Origin of the sequence: Gilliamella sp. B2887, from assembly GCF_026537015.1 — a bacterium.
Classification (GTDB): domain Bacteria; phylum Pseudomonadota; class Gammaproteobacteria; order Enterobacterales; family Orbaceae; genus Gilliamella.
The window spans coordinates 89,788-106,930 of the sequence record NZ_JAFNMX010000008.1 but is presented as its reverse complement, the minus strand read 5'-3'; the positions used below and the strand labels follow the sequence as shown (position 1 = coordinate 106,930).

The 17,143-nt window shown below is 34.4% G+C and carries 16 protein-coding genes; 4 read left to right on the top strand and 12 right to left on the bottom strand.

The features are described from left to right. Positions 1–137: 137 nt before the first annotated feature. Positions 138–962 (bottom strand): glutamate racemase, encoded by an 825-nt coding sequence (murI, locus tag J3U13_RS07895; RefSeq protein WP_267341284.1) that lies wholly within the window; start codon positions 960–962, stop codon positions 138–140. Positions 963–1,176: 214 nt separating this feature from the next. On the opposite strand from murI, the gene metK reads away from it, so the two are divergent. From metK to J3U13_RS07875, 4 genes are all read left to right on the top strand, one after another. Next, positions 1,177–2,328 carry a methionine adenosyltransferase gene (metK, locus tag J3U13_RS07890; protein ID WP_267341283.1) on the top strand — a complete coding sequence of 384 codons (1,152 nt, stop codon included), beginning with the start codon at positions 1,177–1,179 and terminating at the stop codon, positions 2,326–2,328. Then, complete coding sequence (locus J3U13_RS07885; RefSeq protein WP_267341282.1) at positions 2,312–2,815, top strand: SprT family zinc-dependent metalloprotease; 504 nt, start codon at positions 2,312–2,314, stop codon at positions 2,813–2,815. The genes metK and J3U13_RS07885 overlap by 17 nt, the downstream gene beginning before the upstream one ends. A 258-nt stretch (positions 2,816–3,073) precedes the next feature. Continuing rightward, positions 3,074–3,448 carry a hypothetical protein gene (locus J3U13_RS07880; RefSeq protein WP_267341281.1) on the top strand — a complete coding sequence of 125 codons (375 nt, stop codon included), beginning with the start codon at positions 3,074–3,076 and terminating at the stop codon, positions 3,446–3,448. Further along, positions 3,442–4,284: a 23S rRNA (adenine(2030)-N(6))-methyltransferase RlmJ gene (locus J3U13_RS07875; protein ID WP_267341280.1), complete on the top strand. Its 843-nt coding sequence runs from the start codon at positions 3,442–3,444 to the stop codon at positions 4,282–4,284. Before J3U13_RS07880 ends, J3U13_RS07875 begins: the two co-directional genes overlap by 7 nt. A 109-nt stretch (positions 4,285–4,393) precedes the next feature. On the opposite strand, the gene J3U13_RS07870 is transcribed toward J3U13_RS07875, so the two are convergent. The 11 genes from J3U13_RS07870 to yceD all read right to left on the bottom strand — a co-directional run bounded on the left by J3U13_RS07870 (position 4,394) and on the right by yceD (position 17,136). Continuing rightward, a complete protein-coding gene (locus J3U13_RS07870; protein ID WP_267341279.1) occupies positions 4,394–4,762 on the bottom strand; it encodes a diacylglycerol kinase in 369 nt (122 codons plus the stop codon). A 20-nt stretch (positions 4,763–4,782) separates the two neighbouring features. Further along, positions 4,783–5,742: an acetyl-CoA carboxylase carboxyl transferase subunit alpha gene (accA, locus tag J3U13_RS07865; RefSeq protein ID WP_267341278.1), complete on the bottom strand. Its 960-nt coding sequence runs from the start codon at positions 5,740–5,742 to the stop codon at positions 4,783–4,785. A gap of 237 nt (positions 5,743–5,979) precedes the next feature. After that, on the bottom strand, positions 5,980–9,462 hold the full coding sequence (dnaE, locus tag J3U13_RS07860; protein WP_267341277.1) for a DNA polymerase III subunit alpha: 3,483 nt from the start codon (positions 9,460–9,462) through the stop codon (positions 5,980–5,982). A gap of 1,454 nt (positions 9,463–10,916) precedes the next feature. Continuing rightward, positions 10,917–12,161 (bottom strand): beta-ketoacyl-ACP synthase II, encoded by a 1,245-nt coding sequence (gene fabF / locus J3U13_RS07855; protein ID WP_267341276.1) that lies wholly within the window; start codon positions 12,159–12,161, stop codon positions 10,917–10,919. Between the two features lie 147 nt (positions 12,162–12,308). Further along, the gene (gene acpP, locus J3U13_RS07850) at positions 12,309–12,542 is read right to left on the bottom strand and encodes an acyl carrier protein (RefSeq protein ID WP_034948180.1); all 234 of its coding nucleotides are present in this window, start codon (positions 12,540–12,542) and stop codon (positions 12,309–12,311) included. Positions 12,543–12,692: 150 nt separating this feature from the next. Further along, positions 12,693–13,427: a 3-oxoacyl-ACP reductase FabG gene (gene fabG, locus J3U13_RS07845; protein ID WP_267341275.1), complete on the bottom strand. Its 735-nt coding sequence runs from the start codon at positions 13,425–13,427 to the stop codon at positions 12,693–12,695. Between the two features lie 19 nt (positions 13,428–13,446). Further along, positions 13,447–14,382 (bottom strand): ACP S-malonyltransferase, encoded by a 936-nt coding sequence (fabD, locus tag J3U13_RS07840; RefSeq protein WP_267341274.1) that lies wholly within the window; start codon positions 14,380–14,382, stop codon positions 13,447–13,449. Positions 14,383–14,416: 34 nt separating this feature from the next. Next, positions 14,417–15,370: a beta-ketoacyl-ACP synthase III gene (locus J3U13_RS07835; RefSeq protein ID WP_267341273.1), complete on the bottom strand. Its 954-nt coding sequence runs from the start codon at positions 15,368–15,370 to the stop codon at positions 14,417–14,419. Between the two features lie 4 nt (positions 15,371–15,374). Then, positions 15,375–16,421: a phosphate acyltransferase PlsX gene (gene plsX, locus J3U13_RS07830; RefSeq protein WP_267341272.1), complete on the bottom strand. Its 1,047-nt coding sequence runs from the start codon at positions 16,419–16,421 to the stop codon at positions 15,375–15,377. Between the two features lie 33 nt (positions 16,422–16,454). Beyond that, positions 16,455–16,622 (bottom strand): 50S ribosomal protein L32, encoded by a 168-nt coding sequence (gene rpmF / locus J3U13_RS07825; protein ID WP_025316508.1) that lies wholly within the window; start codon positions 16,620–16,622, stop codon positions 16,455–16,457. Positions 16,623–16,626: 4 nt separating this feature from the next. After that, positions 16,627–17,136 carry a 23S rRNA accumulation protein YceD gene (gene yceD, locus J3U13_RS07820; protein WP_267341271.1) on the bottom strand — a complete coding sequence of 170 codons (510 nt, stop codon included), beginning with the start codon at positions 17,134–17,136 and terminating at the stop codon, positions 16,627–16,629. Positions 17,137–17,143 lie beyond the last annotated feature (7 nt).

Sequence of the window (17,143 nt, the reverse complement as noted above, 5' to 3'; positions counted from 1 at the left end):
TCAAAATTTTTGACCTTGCTCACTTACACCTGCTGTCTCTGTTTGTCGATGACGCCGTGTCAGTGGATGCGCATTATAGGCACTTCATTTTTTTTGGCAAGTAAAAAAGATTAAATATTTATTCGTTCGAATAACCTTTAAACAGAAAAGACATTAATACACTGATATTTATCAAGATTATATTTAGTTAATTTTTTAATCAATTTTTCAACGGACTGATTGCAGATTGTACTTAATATAATATTTTCTTTTTTAAATAATGGTATTTTGTTTACGTCATACTTGTCTTTTAATAGATTATATACCCTAGTTGCAATTGCATAACCTGAATCAATAAAATTAACTTGAGGAAAAATCATCTGCAACTCTTCTTTAATAAACGGGTAATGAGTACAGCCAAGAACTATTGTATCAGGAATAGTTTGCATATTAAGCCATGGTTGCATCAATTTTTTCAAATATTGCATATCTACAGCAATACCTTGTAATTTATTTTCTGCTATGAGTGCTAATTCAGACAAACCTAATAATTTAACTGAACAATGATTAGCAAATTGGTTAATAAGATTTGTTGTATAAGCCCTTTCAATCGTGGCTTTTGTTGCCAATAATCCTATACATCTATTTTTAGTTAGTAAACTTGCAGGTTTAATTGCAGGTACTACGCCCACTATAGGAAAAGAAAAGTTAGAGCGTAAACTTGGTAAACAAATAGTGCTAGCCGTATTGCATGCAATAACCGCTAAATCGATTTGTTGAAATTTATTAATAGTTTTAATAACAGCATTAACTCGATTAACCAAAACTTCTGACGATTTATCACCATAAGGAAACATTTCATTATCAAATGCATAAATATAATGCGCATTAGGTATTTTATTGTAAATTTCTTTATAGACGGATAATCCACCAATGCCAGAATCAAATACCAACACACTAGGAGATTGTTTTATACTATTCATAGTAAATTAAACTTTATTAGATAATAAAATAAAAAACGAGCGATATCGTAAATTGAATAGAAATTAATGCAAGTAATTTTATTTCTAATAAATTTGCTTTTATTTTATAAACTATTAAGATAGACGTCTAGATGGTAAAACTGCTAAAATAGGCACTTAAAAGCTGAATATTATATTTTCAGCGTTAGACACTATTAAGTTAAAAAGGTATTTTATGTCAGAATTTCTATTCACATCAGAATCTGTTTCAGAAGGTCATCCAGATAAAATTGCAGATCAAATATCTGATGCCGTACTTGATGCAATTTTAAAACAAGATCCAAAAGCTCGTGTTGCTTGCGAGACATATGTAAAAACAGGTATGGCGTTAGTTGGAGGTGAAATTACAACTTCTGCTTGGGTAGATATAGAAGAATTAACCAGAAAAACAATTAATGATATTGGTTATACTAGTTCAGAAATGGGATTCGATGCAAATTCTTGTGCCGTGTTAAATGCAATTGGTAAACAGTCCCCCGATATCAATCAAGGCGTGGATAAAGAAGATCCATTAGAACAAGGCGCTGGTGATCAAGGTATTATGTTTGGTTATGCAACTAATGAAATGCCTAACTTGATGCCCGCCGCAATCAGCTATGCTCATGATTTGATGCGCCGCCAAGCTGAAGTAAGAAAAAATGGTACACTTCCTTGGTTAAGGCCTGATGCAAAAAGTCAAGTCACATTAATTTATCAAAATGGTCAGATAAAAGGTGTCGATACAATTGTTTTATCGACCCAACATTCAGAAGGTATCGAACAAAAAGTTATACAAGAGGCTGTAATGGAAGAAATCATTAAACCGACATTACCTGCCGAATGGTTAACCTCTAAAACTAAATACTTTATTAATCCAACTGGGCGTTTTGTAATTGGTGGTCCTATGGGAGATTGTGGTTTAACTGGCCGAAAAATTATTGTTGATACCTATGGCGGTGCAGCTCGTCATGGTGGTGGTGCATTTTCTGGAAAAGATCCTTCAAAAGTAGACCGTTCCGCTGCCTACGCAGCAAGATATGTTGCTAAAAATATTGTTGCAGCAGGACTTGCTGATAAATGTGAGTTACAAATTTCTTATGCAATTGGTGTTGCTAATCCAACATCTGTTTATGTTAATACTTTTGGCACTGAGAAAATTGGACACGATAAAATTATTTCGTTAATCAAAGAATTTTTTGATCTAAGACCTTATGGGTTAATTCAAATGCTTGATCTGATTCAACCAATTTATCAAAAAACTGCAACTTACGGTCATTTTGGTCGAGATATCTTTCCTTGGGAAAAAACCGATAAAGCAGCACTACTTCGCGATGCGGCAGGATTATAAACATATACCAATTTATTTACATAATCAGGTGATGGCTTGTTTGAGAGAGTACTTAAATCAAGCCAATCAACTGCTAGGGACTGAATATAAAGAACCAAAAGTTATCTATAAATCAAAAGGTAGTATAGCAGGTAGTGCAGTATTAAATCATTGGGAAATTCAACTTAATATTACAATGCTTTATGAAAATGGGAAAAATTTTATTGATGAAGTCGTTCCCCATGAATTAGCTCATCTTATTACCTTTCAAAGCTATGGAAAGGTAAAACCTCATGGTAAAGAATGGCAATATGTCATGTCTGAAATAATGAAGAAACAACCTAAAGTCACCCATAATTTTATTTTCAAACGTTTCGAGTATGTATATATTTGTGATTGCCAAGAACATTATTTATCACCAATACGACATAATAAAATTAGAAAGAATAAAACTAGTTATCAATGTCGTAAATGCGGTACTATACTTAAACTTAAAAATTTTGTTTAATTCTTGAAATAAATTATGCCTAAATTTGATACGCACTTTTACAAAAGCTCTATGTTTATTGTGATTTTGAGCGTTCTTCTATATATCACTGGTAACTTTTGGCTTCCATTAGACAATAAATTAACCGTTAGCTTAATTGAACATATACAATCATTATTCTTGTTATTTATGTGTTGTTATACATATCATTATGCTAAAAGCGTCAAGTATAATTTAAACCTTTATAAATTTTGGATTTGGACAATATTTTGGTGGTTTATGCTTTTTGGACGAGGCATTAGTTGGGGACGCGATTTTTTCCCTGATATTCCTCGTATTTATTACAAAATTATTGCTAGTATTATTATTGCAATACCATTGTTAAGTATCTTTTTACCCTCTATTCGTCAAGAGATAATTCGTCGATATAAATTTGAGATAATTCCCGTTTGGCACTTATTTTTTGCATTTCTTTTCTTAGGTATTGCTGATATTGCTGAACATAGACGTTTGGGATATGAATTTTTGGTTCTAGAGCCTGATCGAAAAGATCTCATTGAAGAATTGATGGAAATTCCATGTCTTTTAAGTCTAGCATTAACAACTTTCTATATGCAGAAAAATGAACAAAAGAGGTCAAATAAGTCATGTTAAGCTATCGGCATAGCTATCACGCAGGAAATCATGCAGATGTATTAAAACATATTGTATTAACATTATGTATCAATTCACTAAAAGAAAAAGAAAAACCTTTTTTATATTTAGATACACATTCTGGTGCGGGAAGATACTTGTTAAAAAGTGAGCACTCAGAAAAAACAGGTGAATATTTATCAGGTATTAATATGCTATGGCAACAATCTAATATACCTGAGCCTCTTGATACCTATCTATCTATAATAAAACGATATAATCCTTTTAGTGAATTAAAATATTATCCAGGTTCGCCTTTAATTGCTAAACAATTATTAAGACAACAAGACAAGCTTAATTTAACTGAATTACATCCTACAGATTATCCATTATTACGCCAGGAATTCAATAAAGATAAAAGAGCAAAGGTATTACGTGAAGATGGTTTTTTACAATTAAAATCCAAGCTACCACATGAGTTTCGACGTGGAATTATTTTAATTGATCCATCTTATGAAATCAAAGAAGATTATCAAATATTACCTAAAGCATTATTTGAAGCTTATAAACGTTTTGCAACGGGTGTTTATCTAATTTGGTATCCAGTTGTATCACGAACACAAACGCAAAAAATGATCGATAGTATTATTAAATTGGGAATTAGACGAATTTCACAATTTGAATTAGCAATCAAACCAGATAATAATCAGAAAGGTATGACTGCATCTGGGATGTTGGTGATTAATCCACCTTGGAAATTACATGAACAAATGCAAACAATATTACCATGGTTGAAAAATATCTTAGATGTTGAGAGAACAGGTAGTATTATTGCTAAAGAACTGGTTTCAGAATAGTATTAACTTTGTTGAAATGCGAGTGACGATCTCGCATTTTTAATATGGTTGGCTATAGTAGATTTCCTTTCTGTCACGATGTTTCATAAAACATCACGTTTAGATAAAATTAAGAAAAAAAATGACAAGAAAATAGATAAATCCATAAAATAACTGTTAATAACAGAGACATAAATACGGCAGCAGAACCATAGTCTTTCGCTCGTCCAGATAATTCATGTCTCTCACTACCGATCCGATCAACAACGCATTCAATAGCACTATTAAGTAATTCTACAATCATAACAAAACCTATTGAACCAAGTAATAAAATTCGTTCATAGATTGTGAAATCAATTATCATTACTGTCACATAAGCTACCAACAACAAAATTAGCTCTTGTCGAAATGCCGTTTCATATTTAATTGCAGATTTAAAGCCTTTTAAAGAATACTTTGTAGCATTAACAATGCGCTGTAATCCTGTCGATTTTTCCATTATAAATTCCAGATTTAAATTTATCTCACATAACCATAGTTCATTAATCGTTGAAATCTTCTTTCAAGTAAAGTCGATAAATCCATATTTTCAAGTTCATCTAAATCGCTAATCAATTGTTTTTTCAATGATGCAGCTACTTTAGAGTAATCACGATGAGCTCCACCTAGTGGTTCAGGTACAATCGCATCAATAAGATTTAGTTTAAGTAATTTATCAGCGGTCATGTTCATGGCTTCAGCTGCAACGGATGCTTTATCAGCACTTTTCCATAAAATAGATGCGCAACCTTCTGGCGAGATAACCGAATAAGTACTATATTGCATCATGTTAACTTTATCTGCTACACCAATTGCAAGTGCACCTCCAGACCCTCCTTCACCAATAACAGTACAAATTGTAGGTACTTTTAAACGTGACATTTCTCTTAAATTTCTGGCAATAGCCTCAGCTTGACCTCTTTCTTCAGCACCAATCCCAGGATATGCACCAGGAGTATCAATAAAAGTAATAATAGGTAATTTAAAACGCTCAGCTAATTGCATTAGCCTTAATGCTTTACGATATCCTTCTGGAGCAGGCATACCAAAGTTACGATATATCTTTTGTTTGGTTTCTCGTCCTTTTTGATGACCGATAACCATAACCGCACGTTCATCAATACGAGCGATACCTCCAACTATTGCTTTATCATCAGCATATGCGCGATCGCCTGCCAACTCATCAAAATCAGTGAAAATTTCTTTTATATAATCTAATGTATAAGGTCTATTGGGATGTCTAGCTAATTGTGCTACATCCCAAGGTGATAGATTTGCAAATATTTTTTTAGTTAACTCGCGGCTTTTTCGATTTAATTGTTTAATCTCCTTATCTAAATTTAAATCTAATTCTACTTGTTGCGAATCAATGTTCTTTAAGGAATTAATTTTTGCTTCTAATTCCGCTATCGGCTTTTCAAATTCCAAAAAATTGTTCATAACGCTTATGATTGCCTCTTGTTTTATTTGTATTTCCTAAAAAATACATCATTAACTACAGTATACTGACTATTTCTTAAGATAAAATTAAGTCAATTCTACTATGTAATAGTTATTGAAGTCACCAATATTTATATCAATTTACTTCAATTATTCAAAAATAAAGTCACTAGTTTTTAATAATAGTGACTTTATTGATCCAATATTTTAAATCAATAATGCTCAATTGATAGGTAATTATGTATCAAATTCAAATTCAATACGATCGTTACCAAGCAATGTTTTTAATTCAACAATTAGAGCATCTTCTGGTATTATTCGCCATGTAGTACCAAATTGAATACGTACTACAGAATCTTCGCGATGATAATATAAATTTACAGGTACACTTCCATGGCGATAAGGCTCAAAAACTTGTTGTAATCGTTGTAGTATTGAACGATTAGTTTCAATTTCAGTTAATGTAATAGCAAGGCCTTTTACATATTTTGCTCTAGCATCTTTTAAATCTACAATATCTCGGACTGACATTTTTAGTCCACCATTGAAATCATCATGACTAACTTGTCCTGACACTATGAGAATTTTATCTTTTACAAGTAGATGCCCAAATTTTTCTAAAGAATCGGTAAACAGCATGCCATCAATACGACCAGAACGATCATCTAAGGTAAACAAACCAATTTTATTACCCTTTTTAGTTATCCTAACTCTAGCATCTGCAACTATACCTGCAAAGGTTGCGAGTTTTCCCCAACCAGTTGGAGAAGCCTCACTTATCCTTAACCCACCAGAATAACGATTTAATTCTTTTAAATACTGAGTTACTGGATGGCCTGTTAAATATAGTCCTAATGCTTCTCGCTCACCATCTAATAAAACTTGAGCAGGCAATTCGGGAACGGAGGCATAAGCATGTTCAACTTGCTCAGGCTCTTCGGCTAAAACACCGAACATATCTTCTTGACCTATATCTTGTGCTTTCGCATATTGATCTGCAGCTTGCATGGCATCATTAATACTATGTAAAATCGCCGCTCGATGTGGTCCTAATTTGTCAAAAGCTCCAGCCATAGTTAACTTTTCAAGTACACGGCGATTGATTTTCTTCATGTCTGTTCTGGCACAAAGTTCAAAGATATTTTTAAAATATCCACCGCTGTTACGAGCCTCAACAATGGCTTCAATTGGTCCTTCACCAACCCCTTTTATAGCACCTATACCATAAACAATCTCACCTTTATCATTCACATGAAAATGGTAAAGACCACTATTAATATCAGGAGGATTAACTTTTAATCCCATTCTTAAACATTCATCAACTAAACCAACAATTTTATCAGTATTATCCATATCCGCAGTCATCACTGCTGCCATAAATTCAGCTGGATAGTGCGTTTTTAACCATAATGTTTGATAGGAAACCAATGCATAAGCAGCAGAATGTGATTTATTAAAACCATAACCAGCAAACTTTTCAACTAAATCGAATATCCGCATTGCTAGTTCACCGTCAACACCTTGTTTTTCGGCTCCTTCTTTAAAGACAGATCGCTGTTTAGCCATTTCTTCAGGTTTTTTCTTACCCATAGCTCGACGCAATAAATCTGCACCACCTAAAGTATAACCGGATAAGGTTTGAGCTATCTGCATAACTTGTTCTTGATATAAAATAATACCATAGGTTGGTTCTAGTATTGGCTTTAATGATTCATGTTGATATTTTATATCAGGATAAGAAACGTCTTCCCGACCATGCTTACGATCGATAAAATTATCTACCATGCCAGACTGTAGTGGTCCAGGACGAAATAGTGCTACTAACGCTATCATATCCTCAAAACAGTCTGGTTTTAAACGCCGAATTAAATCTTTCATTCCTCTAGATTCCAGCTGAAATACCGCTGTGGTTTCGGCTTTTAGCAACAACTCAAAGGATTTTTGATCATCAAGTTCTATGCGATTGATATCAACTGGTGGTTGACCATTTTTTAACTGACGTTCATTAATCATTTTAATTGCCCAATTGATAATGGTTAATGTACGCAGTCCTAAAAAGTCAAATTTTACCAGTCCAGCATATTCAACATCATTTTTATCAAACTGCGTTACTGGATGATTTCCTTCTGGATCACAATAAATTGGTGCAAAATCAGTAATCTTAGTCGGTGAAATCACTACTCCACCAGCATGTTTACCCGCATTTCGTGTTACACCTTCTAATTGGCGGGCAATGTCGATTAATGATTTAACATCTTCATTATTATCATATAAATCTTGAAGCTGAGGTTCAATTTCAAAAGCTTTTGCCAGTGTCATCCCTGGATCAAGTGGAATTAACTTAGAAATACGATCAACAAATCCATAAGGGTGTCCAAGTACTCGACCGACATCACGTATTACCGCTTTAGCTGCCATCGTACCAAAAGTAATGATTTGTGAAACAGCATCTCGACCATACATATCAGCAACATGATCAATAACCAGATCACGTTTTTCCATACAAAAATCGACATCAAAGTCAGGCATTGAAATCCGTTCAGGATTTAAGAAACGTTCAAATAGCAAATCAAAAGCTAATGGATCTAAATCAGTAATTTTTAAAGCATAAGCAACGAGAGAGCCTGCGCCCGATCCTCGACCCGGTCCAACAGGAATATCATTATCTTTTGACCATTGAATAAATTCCATAACTATCAGAAAGTATCCTGGAAATCCCATCTGATTGATGACATTTAATTCTGTCTCTAGTCGTTTATCATATTCCGATCTTCTTTGATTTCTTGTTTCAGGATCGGGAAAAAGAAATTCAAGTCTTTCTTCTAAACCTATGAGTGATTTATGGACTAAAAACTCTTCAGTTGACATATCTCCTGTCGGAAATTTGGGTAAGAAGTATTCGCCAAGTCGAATTGTAACATTGCATCGTTTTGCTATTTCAACGCTATTTTCCAAAGCTTCAGGGATATCCGAAAATAGTTCACACATCTCTTGTTCACTACGAAGATACTGTTGAGATGAGTAGTTTTTAGGTCGATTAGGATCTTCAAGAGTATTACCATCATGAATGGCTACACGAATTTCATGAGCTTCAAAATCTGATGATTTTAAAAATCTGACATCATTGGTAGCAACAACAGGTAATTGATATTGTTCGGCAAGTTTTACGGCAGTATGAATGAATAATTCTTCATTAAGACGCCCTGTACGTACCAGTTCAAAATAAAAATGATTAGAAAAATTTTGAAAATAGAAATTGATTCCATTATCAATGATTGTTTGATTATTACGAGTGATACCAATGCCAATATCACTTTCTCTTCCTGCTAAAACAATTAATCCTGCTCTATGCTCAACCAACCATTGTTGATCTACTACTGGCATATCGCCAATATAACCTCGCTGATAAGCTTTAGAAATTAATAAAGTAAGATTTTGATATCCTTCATTAGTTGCAGCTAATAATGTTAACTGATAAATGTCATCTGTTAATTGCGGGTTTTTAATAACTAAATCCGCACCAATAATAGGTTTAATTCCTTTGGACATTGCTGAACCATAAAATTTAACCAATCCGCAAAGATTTGTAAAATCAGTGATCGCAAAAGCTGGCATCTGCAATTTGCTCACTTCACTAACTAAAGTATCCACTTTAGCAATTCCATCAATCATGGAAAAATCGCTATGTAAATGCAGATGAATAAACTTGGGGTCTGCCATAATTACCGGAAATAAAAATGATATAAAATTGATTGGCATTATAACACAAGCAAGATGAATATTCTTATCCTGTTTACATGCTCAACTTCAAACAAGTTTGCAATAATAAAAACTCTTGTACACAAAATCAACGACAGCACTCTTAATTGTAGATAGGATAATCGAAAATAGATTATTTAATGTATTTTAAGACATAACCCTTCTGCATTTATTGCTTTTATTTCGGCAGATAATGTATTTAAGTTAGCTTCAACAAGTAAGTTATAGATCGACTCCTCTTAAACACAACATAATGCATCCATTTTCATCAAGTATTCATCACAAATATCAATTTGACCTATTTCTGCAAGGATTGTTGATAATCCAATCAACTCATAAAGTTATAAAAGATTTCAATCATTTCTAAATCGCTGTCAATCGTCATTAAAATAGCGAAATACCTATTGCTACATTTGCTTTTGTATTATGCCAATAATCATGTATTGCTTCTAATGCAGTAAAACCATTATAAATTGCATGACTACAGATAATCCGCCACTTTCAAACCCAAGACCTGGAAAGCATATTTGTTTCAATGATATGTTTTAATACAAGAGCCATTAAATTTTATTCACAAGCATCTTTTACTTGTGCACCATCTTTTAATAATATATCAAACAAAATTGTTCTAATGGAAAAACAGTAAAAGTTCCAGGTCGTTCTCTCATATTTGCGGATATATTTTTTGAAAATCTTCTGCTTCAAACCCTGTTGCTATTGCATCGCCTATTCTAACCACTAAACGTCGCGTTGGTACCTTAGCTATAACATTTGAATCAACTAAAATTAAATCTGGATTTCCAGATAATACAAAATATTGTTTAAAATAATAATTAATTTAAAAATAATCAACAAAGCAGTATATGGTGCATCTGTTGTAACCAAAGTTCGTGCAACGACACAAGAATAACTGAGTTTTTCAGCTAAAGCTTTAGCTGTATTACTGGCTTTTTCCCTCCAGTATCACTAGTACATTTTAATTTTACCTTATAATGAATTATCCATCACATCAGCTAAATTTTTATATTCAGAAGGGTTTTCAACTAATAATACTTTTTCCAATCCTTGCTTATTTCTGCTTTAAGCCCTTCTCTAATGCATTAAAGCCTTGTATATAGCAGTTTTGGTAATAGTGCAGCAGCAATCATAATAGCAGCAGTTATAAAGGATAAAATAAAATTCCCCACACATAACAATGTCATTTTTAATTAAAAAGGTGAAACGTATAGATTGCATCTTATTACCTTGCAACATACACTTTGACTTTCATTAGCGATTGATGCGTTAAATAATTTGGAAAAATGGGATACACCGCATATTTTTGATTAAATAATTTTAACCATTATTAGGCAGCAATATAGAAAAGAGTTTCTTACTCCCATCACGATTTATCGTGATGGGAAAGCAAAATAGAATTAGATTTTTTTAAATAACACTGAACCATTGGTTCCACCGAAACCAAATGAGTTGCAAAGTGCATAATCCAAATTCTTAACTTGACGAGCGGTATGAGGTACATAATCAAGATCACAACCTTCATCTGGATTATCCAGATTAATAGTTGGTGGTATAGCTTGATCACGTAATGCCAGCACAGTAAAAATTGACTCAACAGCACCCGCTGCACCAAGTAAATGACCAATCATAGACTTAGTTGAACTAACCATCACTTTATTAGCATTTTCTTTAAAAATACTTTTAACCGCTTGCGTTTCAGCTTTATCACCAGCTGGTGTTGATGTACCATGAGCATTAATATATCCTACTTGATCAGGAGTTATACCTGCATCACGAAGTGCACATTTCATAGCTAACGCTGCACCGCTACCATCCGCTGGTGGTGAGGTCATGTGATATGCATCACCACTCATACCAAATCCAACTAATTCCGCGTAGATTTTAGCACCGCGTTTTTTGGCATGTTCATATTCTTCTAAGAACATAATGCCCGCACCATCACCAAGCACAAAACCATCTCGATCTTTATCCCATGGTCGACTTGCACCTTTAGGATTATCATTGTTTGTAGATAATGCACGAGCCGCACCAAATCCACCAATACCAAGTGGAGTACTTGCTTTTTCCCCACCGCCGGCTAACATTGCATCAGCATCACCATAGGCAATCATACGAGCAGCATGCCCTATATTATGAACACCAGAGGAGCAAGCTGTAGCAATAGTAATACTTGGACCTTTTAATCCGTAAATAATAGATAAGTGACCAGCAATCATATTAACAATTGTAGATGGAACAAAAAACGGGCTAATTTTTCTTGGTCCACCATTGACTAATGCACTGTGATTTTCTTCAATTAATCCAAGTCCACCAATACCTGAACCAATAGCACAACCAATACGTTCTGCATTTTCTTCCGTTATTTCAATACCCGCATCTTGCATTGCTTGTATACCTGCAGCAATACCATATTGGATAAAATAATCCATTTTACGCGCATCTTTACGTGAAATATTATAATCTTCGCCATCAAAGTTCTTTACCATAGCGGCGAAGCGCGTTGCGAAAGGGGCTGTATCAAAGTGTTCTATGAGTTCAACACCACTTTGACCAGCTAAAAGTGCTTGCCAAGTGGATTCAACTGTATTACCGACTGGAGATATCACGCCCATTCCTGTAACAACAACTCTGCGTTTAGACACATTGTCCTCCAGAAAAGGATTGAAATGAAATTTGAATCATTGAAAATTTTATTTTAAGTTTTCGTTGAATATTCTTAAATTAAAAAATAAAGATAAGAATACAAACTAGGCGATCATTTGACCGCCTAGTGTGAAAACTCTGCAATCTTATTGATTTGCAGTAATATAATCAATTGCTGATTGAACAGTTGTAATTTTTTCAGCTTCTTCATCAGGAATTTCAGTATCAAATTCTTCTTCCAAAGCCATAACTAGTTCAACTGTATCAAGAGAGTCAGCACCAAGGTCTTCAACGAAAGAAGATTCATTTTTAACTTCTTCCTCTTTCACACCAAGTTGCTCAACAATAATTTTCTTAACTCGCTCTTCAATAGTACTCATACTCTTTTTTTTCCTATAAAAATCGCCGAAAGTGGCGGTGAATGTAAGTTTATAAAATGTTGAAAAAGATGCAAATCATTTTTCAACCCAATTGCTCATTTTTTAAGCCAAATGTTAAAATATTGGCTTATTTTACACTATTTTAATCAATTACACCATATACATGCCTCCATTGACATGTAAAGTTTCACCAGTAATATAAGATGCTTCATCTGATGCTAAAAATGCAACTGCATTTGCAATTTCAGTTGGTTCACCTAAACGTCCAGCAGGAACTTGTGCCAATGTTAACGCTTTTTGTTCATCTGTTAGAGTTGCTGTCATATCAGTTGCAATAAAACCTGGAGCAACAACATTAACGGTAATGCCTCTTGAGGCCACCTCACGTGCGAGTGATTTACTAAAGCCAATTAGTCCTGCTTTAGCCGCAGCATAATTAGCCTGTCCAGCATTACCCATAGTGCCAACTACTGAGCCAATTGTTATAATTCTGCCATAACGCTTTTTCATCATTGTACGCATTAAAGCTTTAGATAAACGGAAAACAGAAGTTAAATTTGTATCTAAAATGTCTTGCCATTCCTCTTCTTTCATTCGCATTAATAAATTATCACGAGTAATGCCAGCGTTATTAACTAATATATCAATATCACCAAATTCCGTTTTAATTGTATTAATTACTGATTCAATAGATCCTTCATCGGTCACATTTAGTGCTAAACCTTTACCTTTAGTGCCTAAATAGTCACTTATGGCTTGAGCACCTTTTTCGGTTGTTGCAGTTCCAATAACGGTTGCGCCACAAGCAACAAGTTTTTCTGCAATAGCTTTACCAATGCCGCGACTCGCGCCAGTGACTAAAGCAATTTTTCCTGATAGGTTCATACTCACCTCTTTTTATCTTTTATTTAGTAATTTCTAATGCGGCATCTAATGAAGCTTTATCATTAACAGCACAGCCAGACAACGTGTCAACAATACGTTTAGTTAGACCTGTTAATACTTTACCCGGCCCTATTTCAACTAACAATGTTACGCCTTGATTAGCCATTTTTTCAACTGTTTCAGTCCAACGTACTGGACTATAAAGCTGGGCTGTTAAAGCTGCTTTAATATTATCAGCGACTGATTCAACTTTGACATCAACATTGTTAATCACTGCAAATTTCGGTGTATTAAATGTAATGCTATTTAAGGTTGATGCTAATTTATCCGCCGCTGGCTTCATTAAATCACAATGTGAAGGTACACTCACTGCAAGAGGTAGTGCTCGTTTAGCTCCAGCCTCTTTACATAAAACACCTGCTCGCTCAACCGCTTCTTTATTACCTGCAATAACGACTTGACCAGGAGAATTAAAATTTACCGGCGCAACAACTTGCCCCTGTGCCGCTTGTTCGCATGCATGGCGAATCAAGTCATTATCTAACCCAATAATTGCATACATAGCGCCGGTACCGCTTGGCACAGCTTCTTGCATTAATTTTCCGCGCAATTCAACAAGTTTAATTGCATCTTTAAAATCAATCACACCCGAACAAACTAAAGCTGAATATTCACCTAAACTATGTCCAGCCATAAAATCAGGTTCAGGGCCATTTTCTCCTTGCCATACTTTGTATATAGCTACAGATGAGGCAAGTAATGCTGGTTGTGTATGCCAGGTTTTATTTAATTCTTCCGCTGGACCAGCTTGTATTAGAGCCCATAAATCATAACCGAGTACCTCTGAAGCTTCAGCAAAAGTTGATTTCACAATTGGAAAATTGTCAGCAAGATCTTTTAACATGCCTACAGTCTGTGAACCTTGTCCTGGAAATACCATTGCAAATTTAGTCATTATTAAATCCTTGATTATTGAAATAAATCATAAATTAAAATCTAATTAGTGCAGAACCCCAAACAAAGCCACCACCAAAAGCTTCTAATAAAATTAGTTGGCCTCGTTGAATTCGCCCATCTCGTACACCTGCGTCTAAAGCACAAGGAACAGAAGCCGCGGAAGTATTACCCTGTTTATCTAATGTAACAATGACTTTACTCATATCCATATCTAAACGTTTTGCTGTTGCTGAAATAATTCTTAAATTAGCTTGATGTGGAACCAACCAATCAAGATCTGCCTTATTAAATGAATTTTCCATTAAAAGCTCATCAACTAAATTTGAAAGCTCTTTAACAGCAACTTTAAACACTTCATTACCATGCATAGTCATATAAACGGGATCATTCATATTACGACGATCAACATATGGATACTTTAACAAGTCGCCATAACGCCCATCAGCATGAAGATGTGAAGCAATAATACCCGGTTCATCTGATGCTCCAACAACAACCGCTCCGGCACCATCACCAAAAATAATAATGGTTCCTCGGTCATTTGGATCAACGCCCCGTGTTAACATATCTGAACCAACGACTAATGCATATTTAACTGCACCACTTTTAATGTATTTATCCACTATATCAAGTGCATAAACAAATCCTGAGCATGCAGCTGACACATCAAATGCAACGACATCATCAATATCTAGTTTAGCTTGTAATTCTGTTGCAGAACTTGGAAAAGCGTTAACTGAAGTTGCTGTTGCAACAATAATCATGCCAATATCATTTTTATTGATATTTGCCATATCTATTGCATTTATAGCTGCTTCATAAGCCATACTTGTAACGGTTTCGTTTGGATCAGCAATGCGTCTTTCTTTAATACCAGTGCGCGTGGTTATCCACTCGTCGCTAGTATCGACCATTTTTTCAAGATCAGCATTAGTTCTTATCTGTTTTGGAAGATAACTTCCTGTTCCTAAAATCTTTGTATACATCTAATTATTCGCTCTTGGGTAATGCGGAAGAAAGGCTCATTGCAATCTTCTCTGGTATATTTGTTTGTATCGCCAAAATAGCTTGTTCAATTGCTGCAAAAAATGATTTTTGATTGGCACTACCGTGACTTTTAATTACAATACTTCGGAGTCCAAGCAAACAAGCGCCATTATAGCGTCCAGGATCTAAATAACCAAAATTTTTTGTAATCGTCTTTTGAAGCCATTTACTTAATAGTTTTATAAAAAATGAATGGCGACCTAAAGATAATTTAAATGAGGACATAAAAATTTTAATTAATCCTTCTACAGTTTTCAGTGTCACATTACCGACAAAACCATCACAAACTAATACATCTGTTTTACCAGTTAATAGCTCATTACCTTCTAAATAACCAATATAATTAATTTGATCATTAGCTTTTAAAATCTCTGCCGCTGCTCGGATTTTATCTAAACCTTTAATATCTTCTTCACCAATATTTAGTAATGCAACTCGAGGATGATCTATCTTAAGCACTGTTTTTGCCAGGATTTCACCCATTATTGCAAATTGTACCAACATATCACTATCACATTGCGCATTAGCTCCGAGATCTAATACTACAGTATTTTGATTATTTAAAGCCGGAATTGTGGCTACTAAAGCAGGTCGATCAATTCCTGTTAATGAATGTAATAACAGCTTTGATAGTCCCATTAAGGCCCCTGTATTACCTGCACTTACACATGCTTGAACTTTGTTATCTTTAACAAGTTCCAATGCTATTCGCATAGATGAGCCTTGACTATGACGAATTGCATATGAGGGTTTCATGTCATTAGCAATTACTGAACTTGATTCAACCAAAGTTAGTCTACCATTTGATTGATATTGAGTGATAAGTTGAGAATTTTCTTTAGACAAAAAGAAATTAACTTCTGTGGGATCGCCGACCAGAAATAAAGAAAGGTTTGGATAACAATTTAGTGCTTGTATTGCTGCAGGAACAACAATACGAGGACCGAAGTCCCCGCTCATAGCATCTAACGCAATGGTTAGATTATCCAAAATGTCACCTGAGAATTTCTAATTAAATAGTAATTATTTAGAAATCACTTTACGACCACGATAATAACCATCAGCGGTTACGTGATGACGTAAATGAGTTTTACCTGATTCATCAACTGAGATATTAGCAACAGTTAATGCATCATGAGAACGACGCATACCACGTTTTGCACGAGTTTTACGATTCTGTTGAACAGCCATGGATTTACCCCTTATTCTTTAAACTAACTAAAATTGCAAATGGATTTGGTTTTTCATTCTCAGTAGGAATGTCACCAAATACCATATCTGCCTCTGACACTTCGCAGTGTTTACTATCATGTACCGGCGCAATTGGCAACGAAAGAATAATTTCGTCTTCAAGTAACGCTAATATATCTACTTCGCCGAACTCGTTCATCAGAACAGGCTCATAATGTTCCGGTAGAGTCTCTGCTTGAGCATCGCTCTTAACAGGACTAAATTTATTCATCACATGAACTTCAGTGATAAAAGGTTTAAAACAACGTTGACAAATCAACTCTAACGTCATTTTTGCATCAATTGTGATAACACAAAGTTTTTGCTCATCAAAATAAAAAGATAAGCTACATGTAATATCACTTTTCGGATAATCAACCCTAGTTATAGCTTGAACAGGATAATATCCAACGTAATCAAGCCGTTTTTGCGCTGCTTTAATAGGATCAATTATTAATGGCAATTTATTTAGCATAAGATAT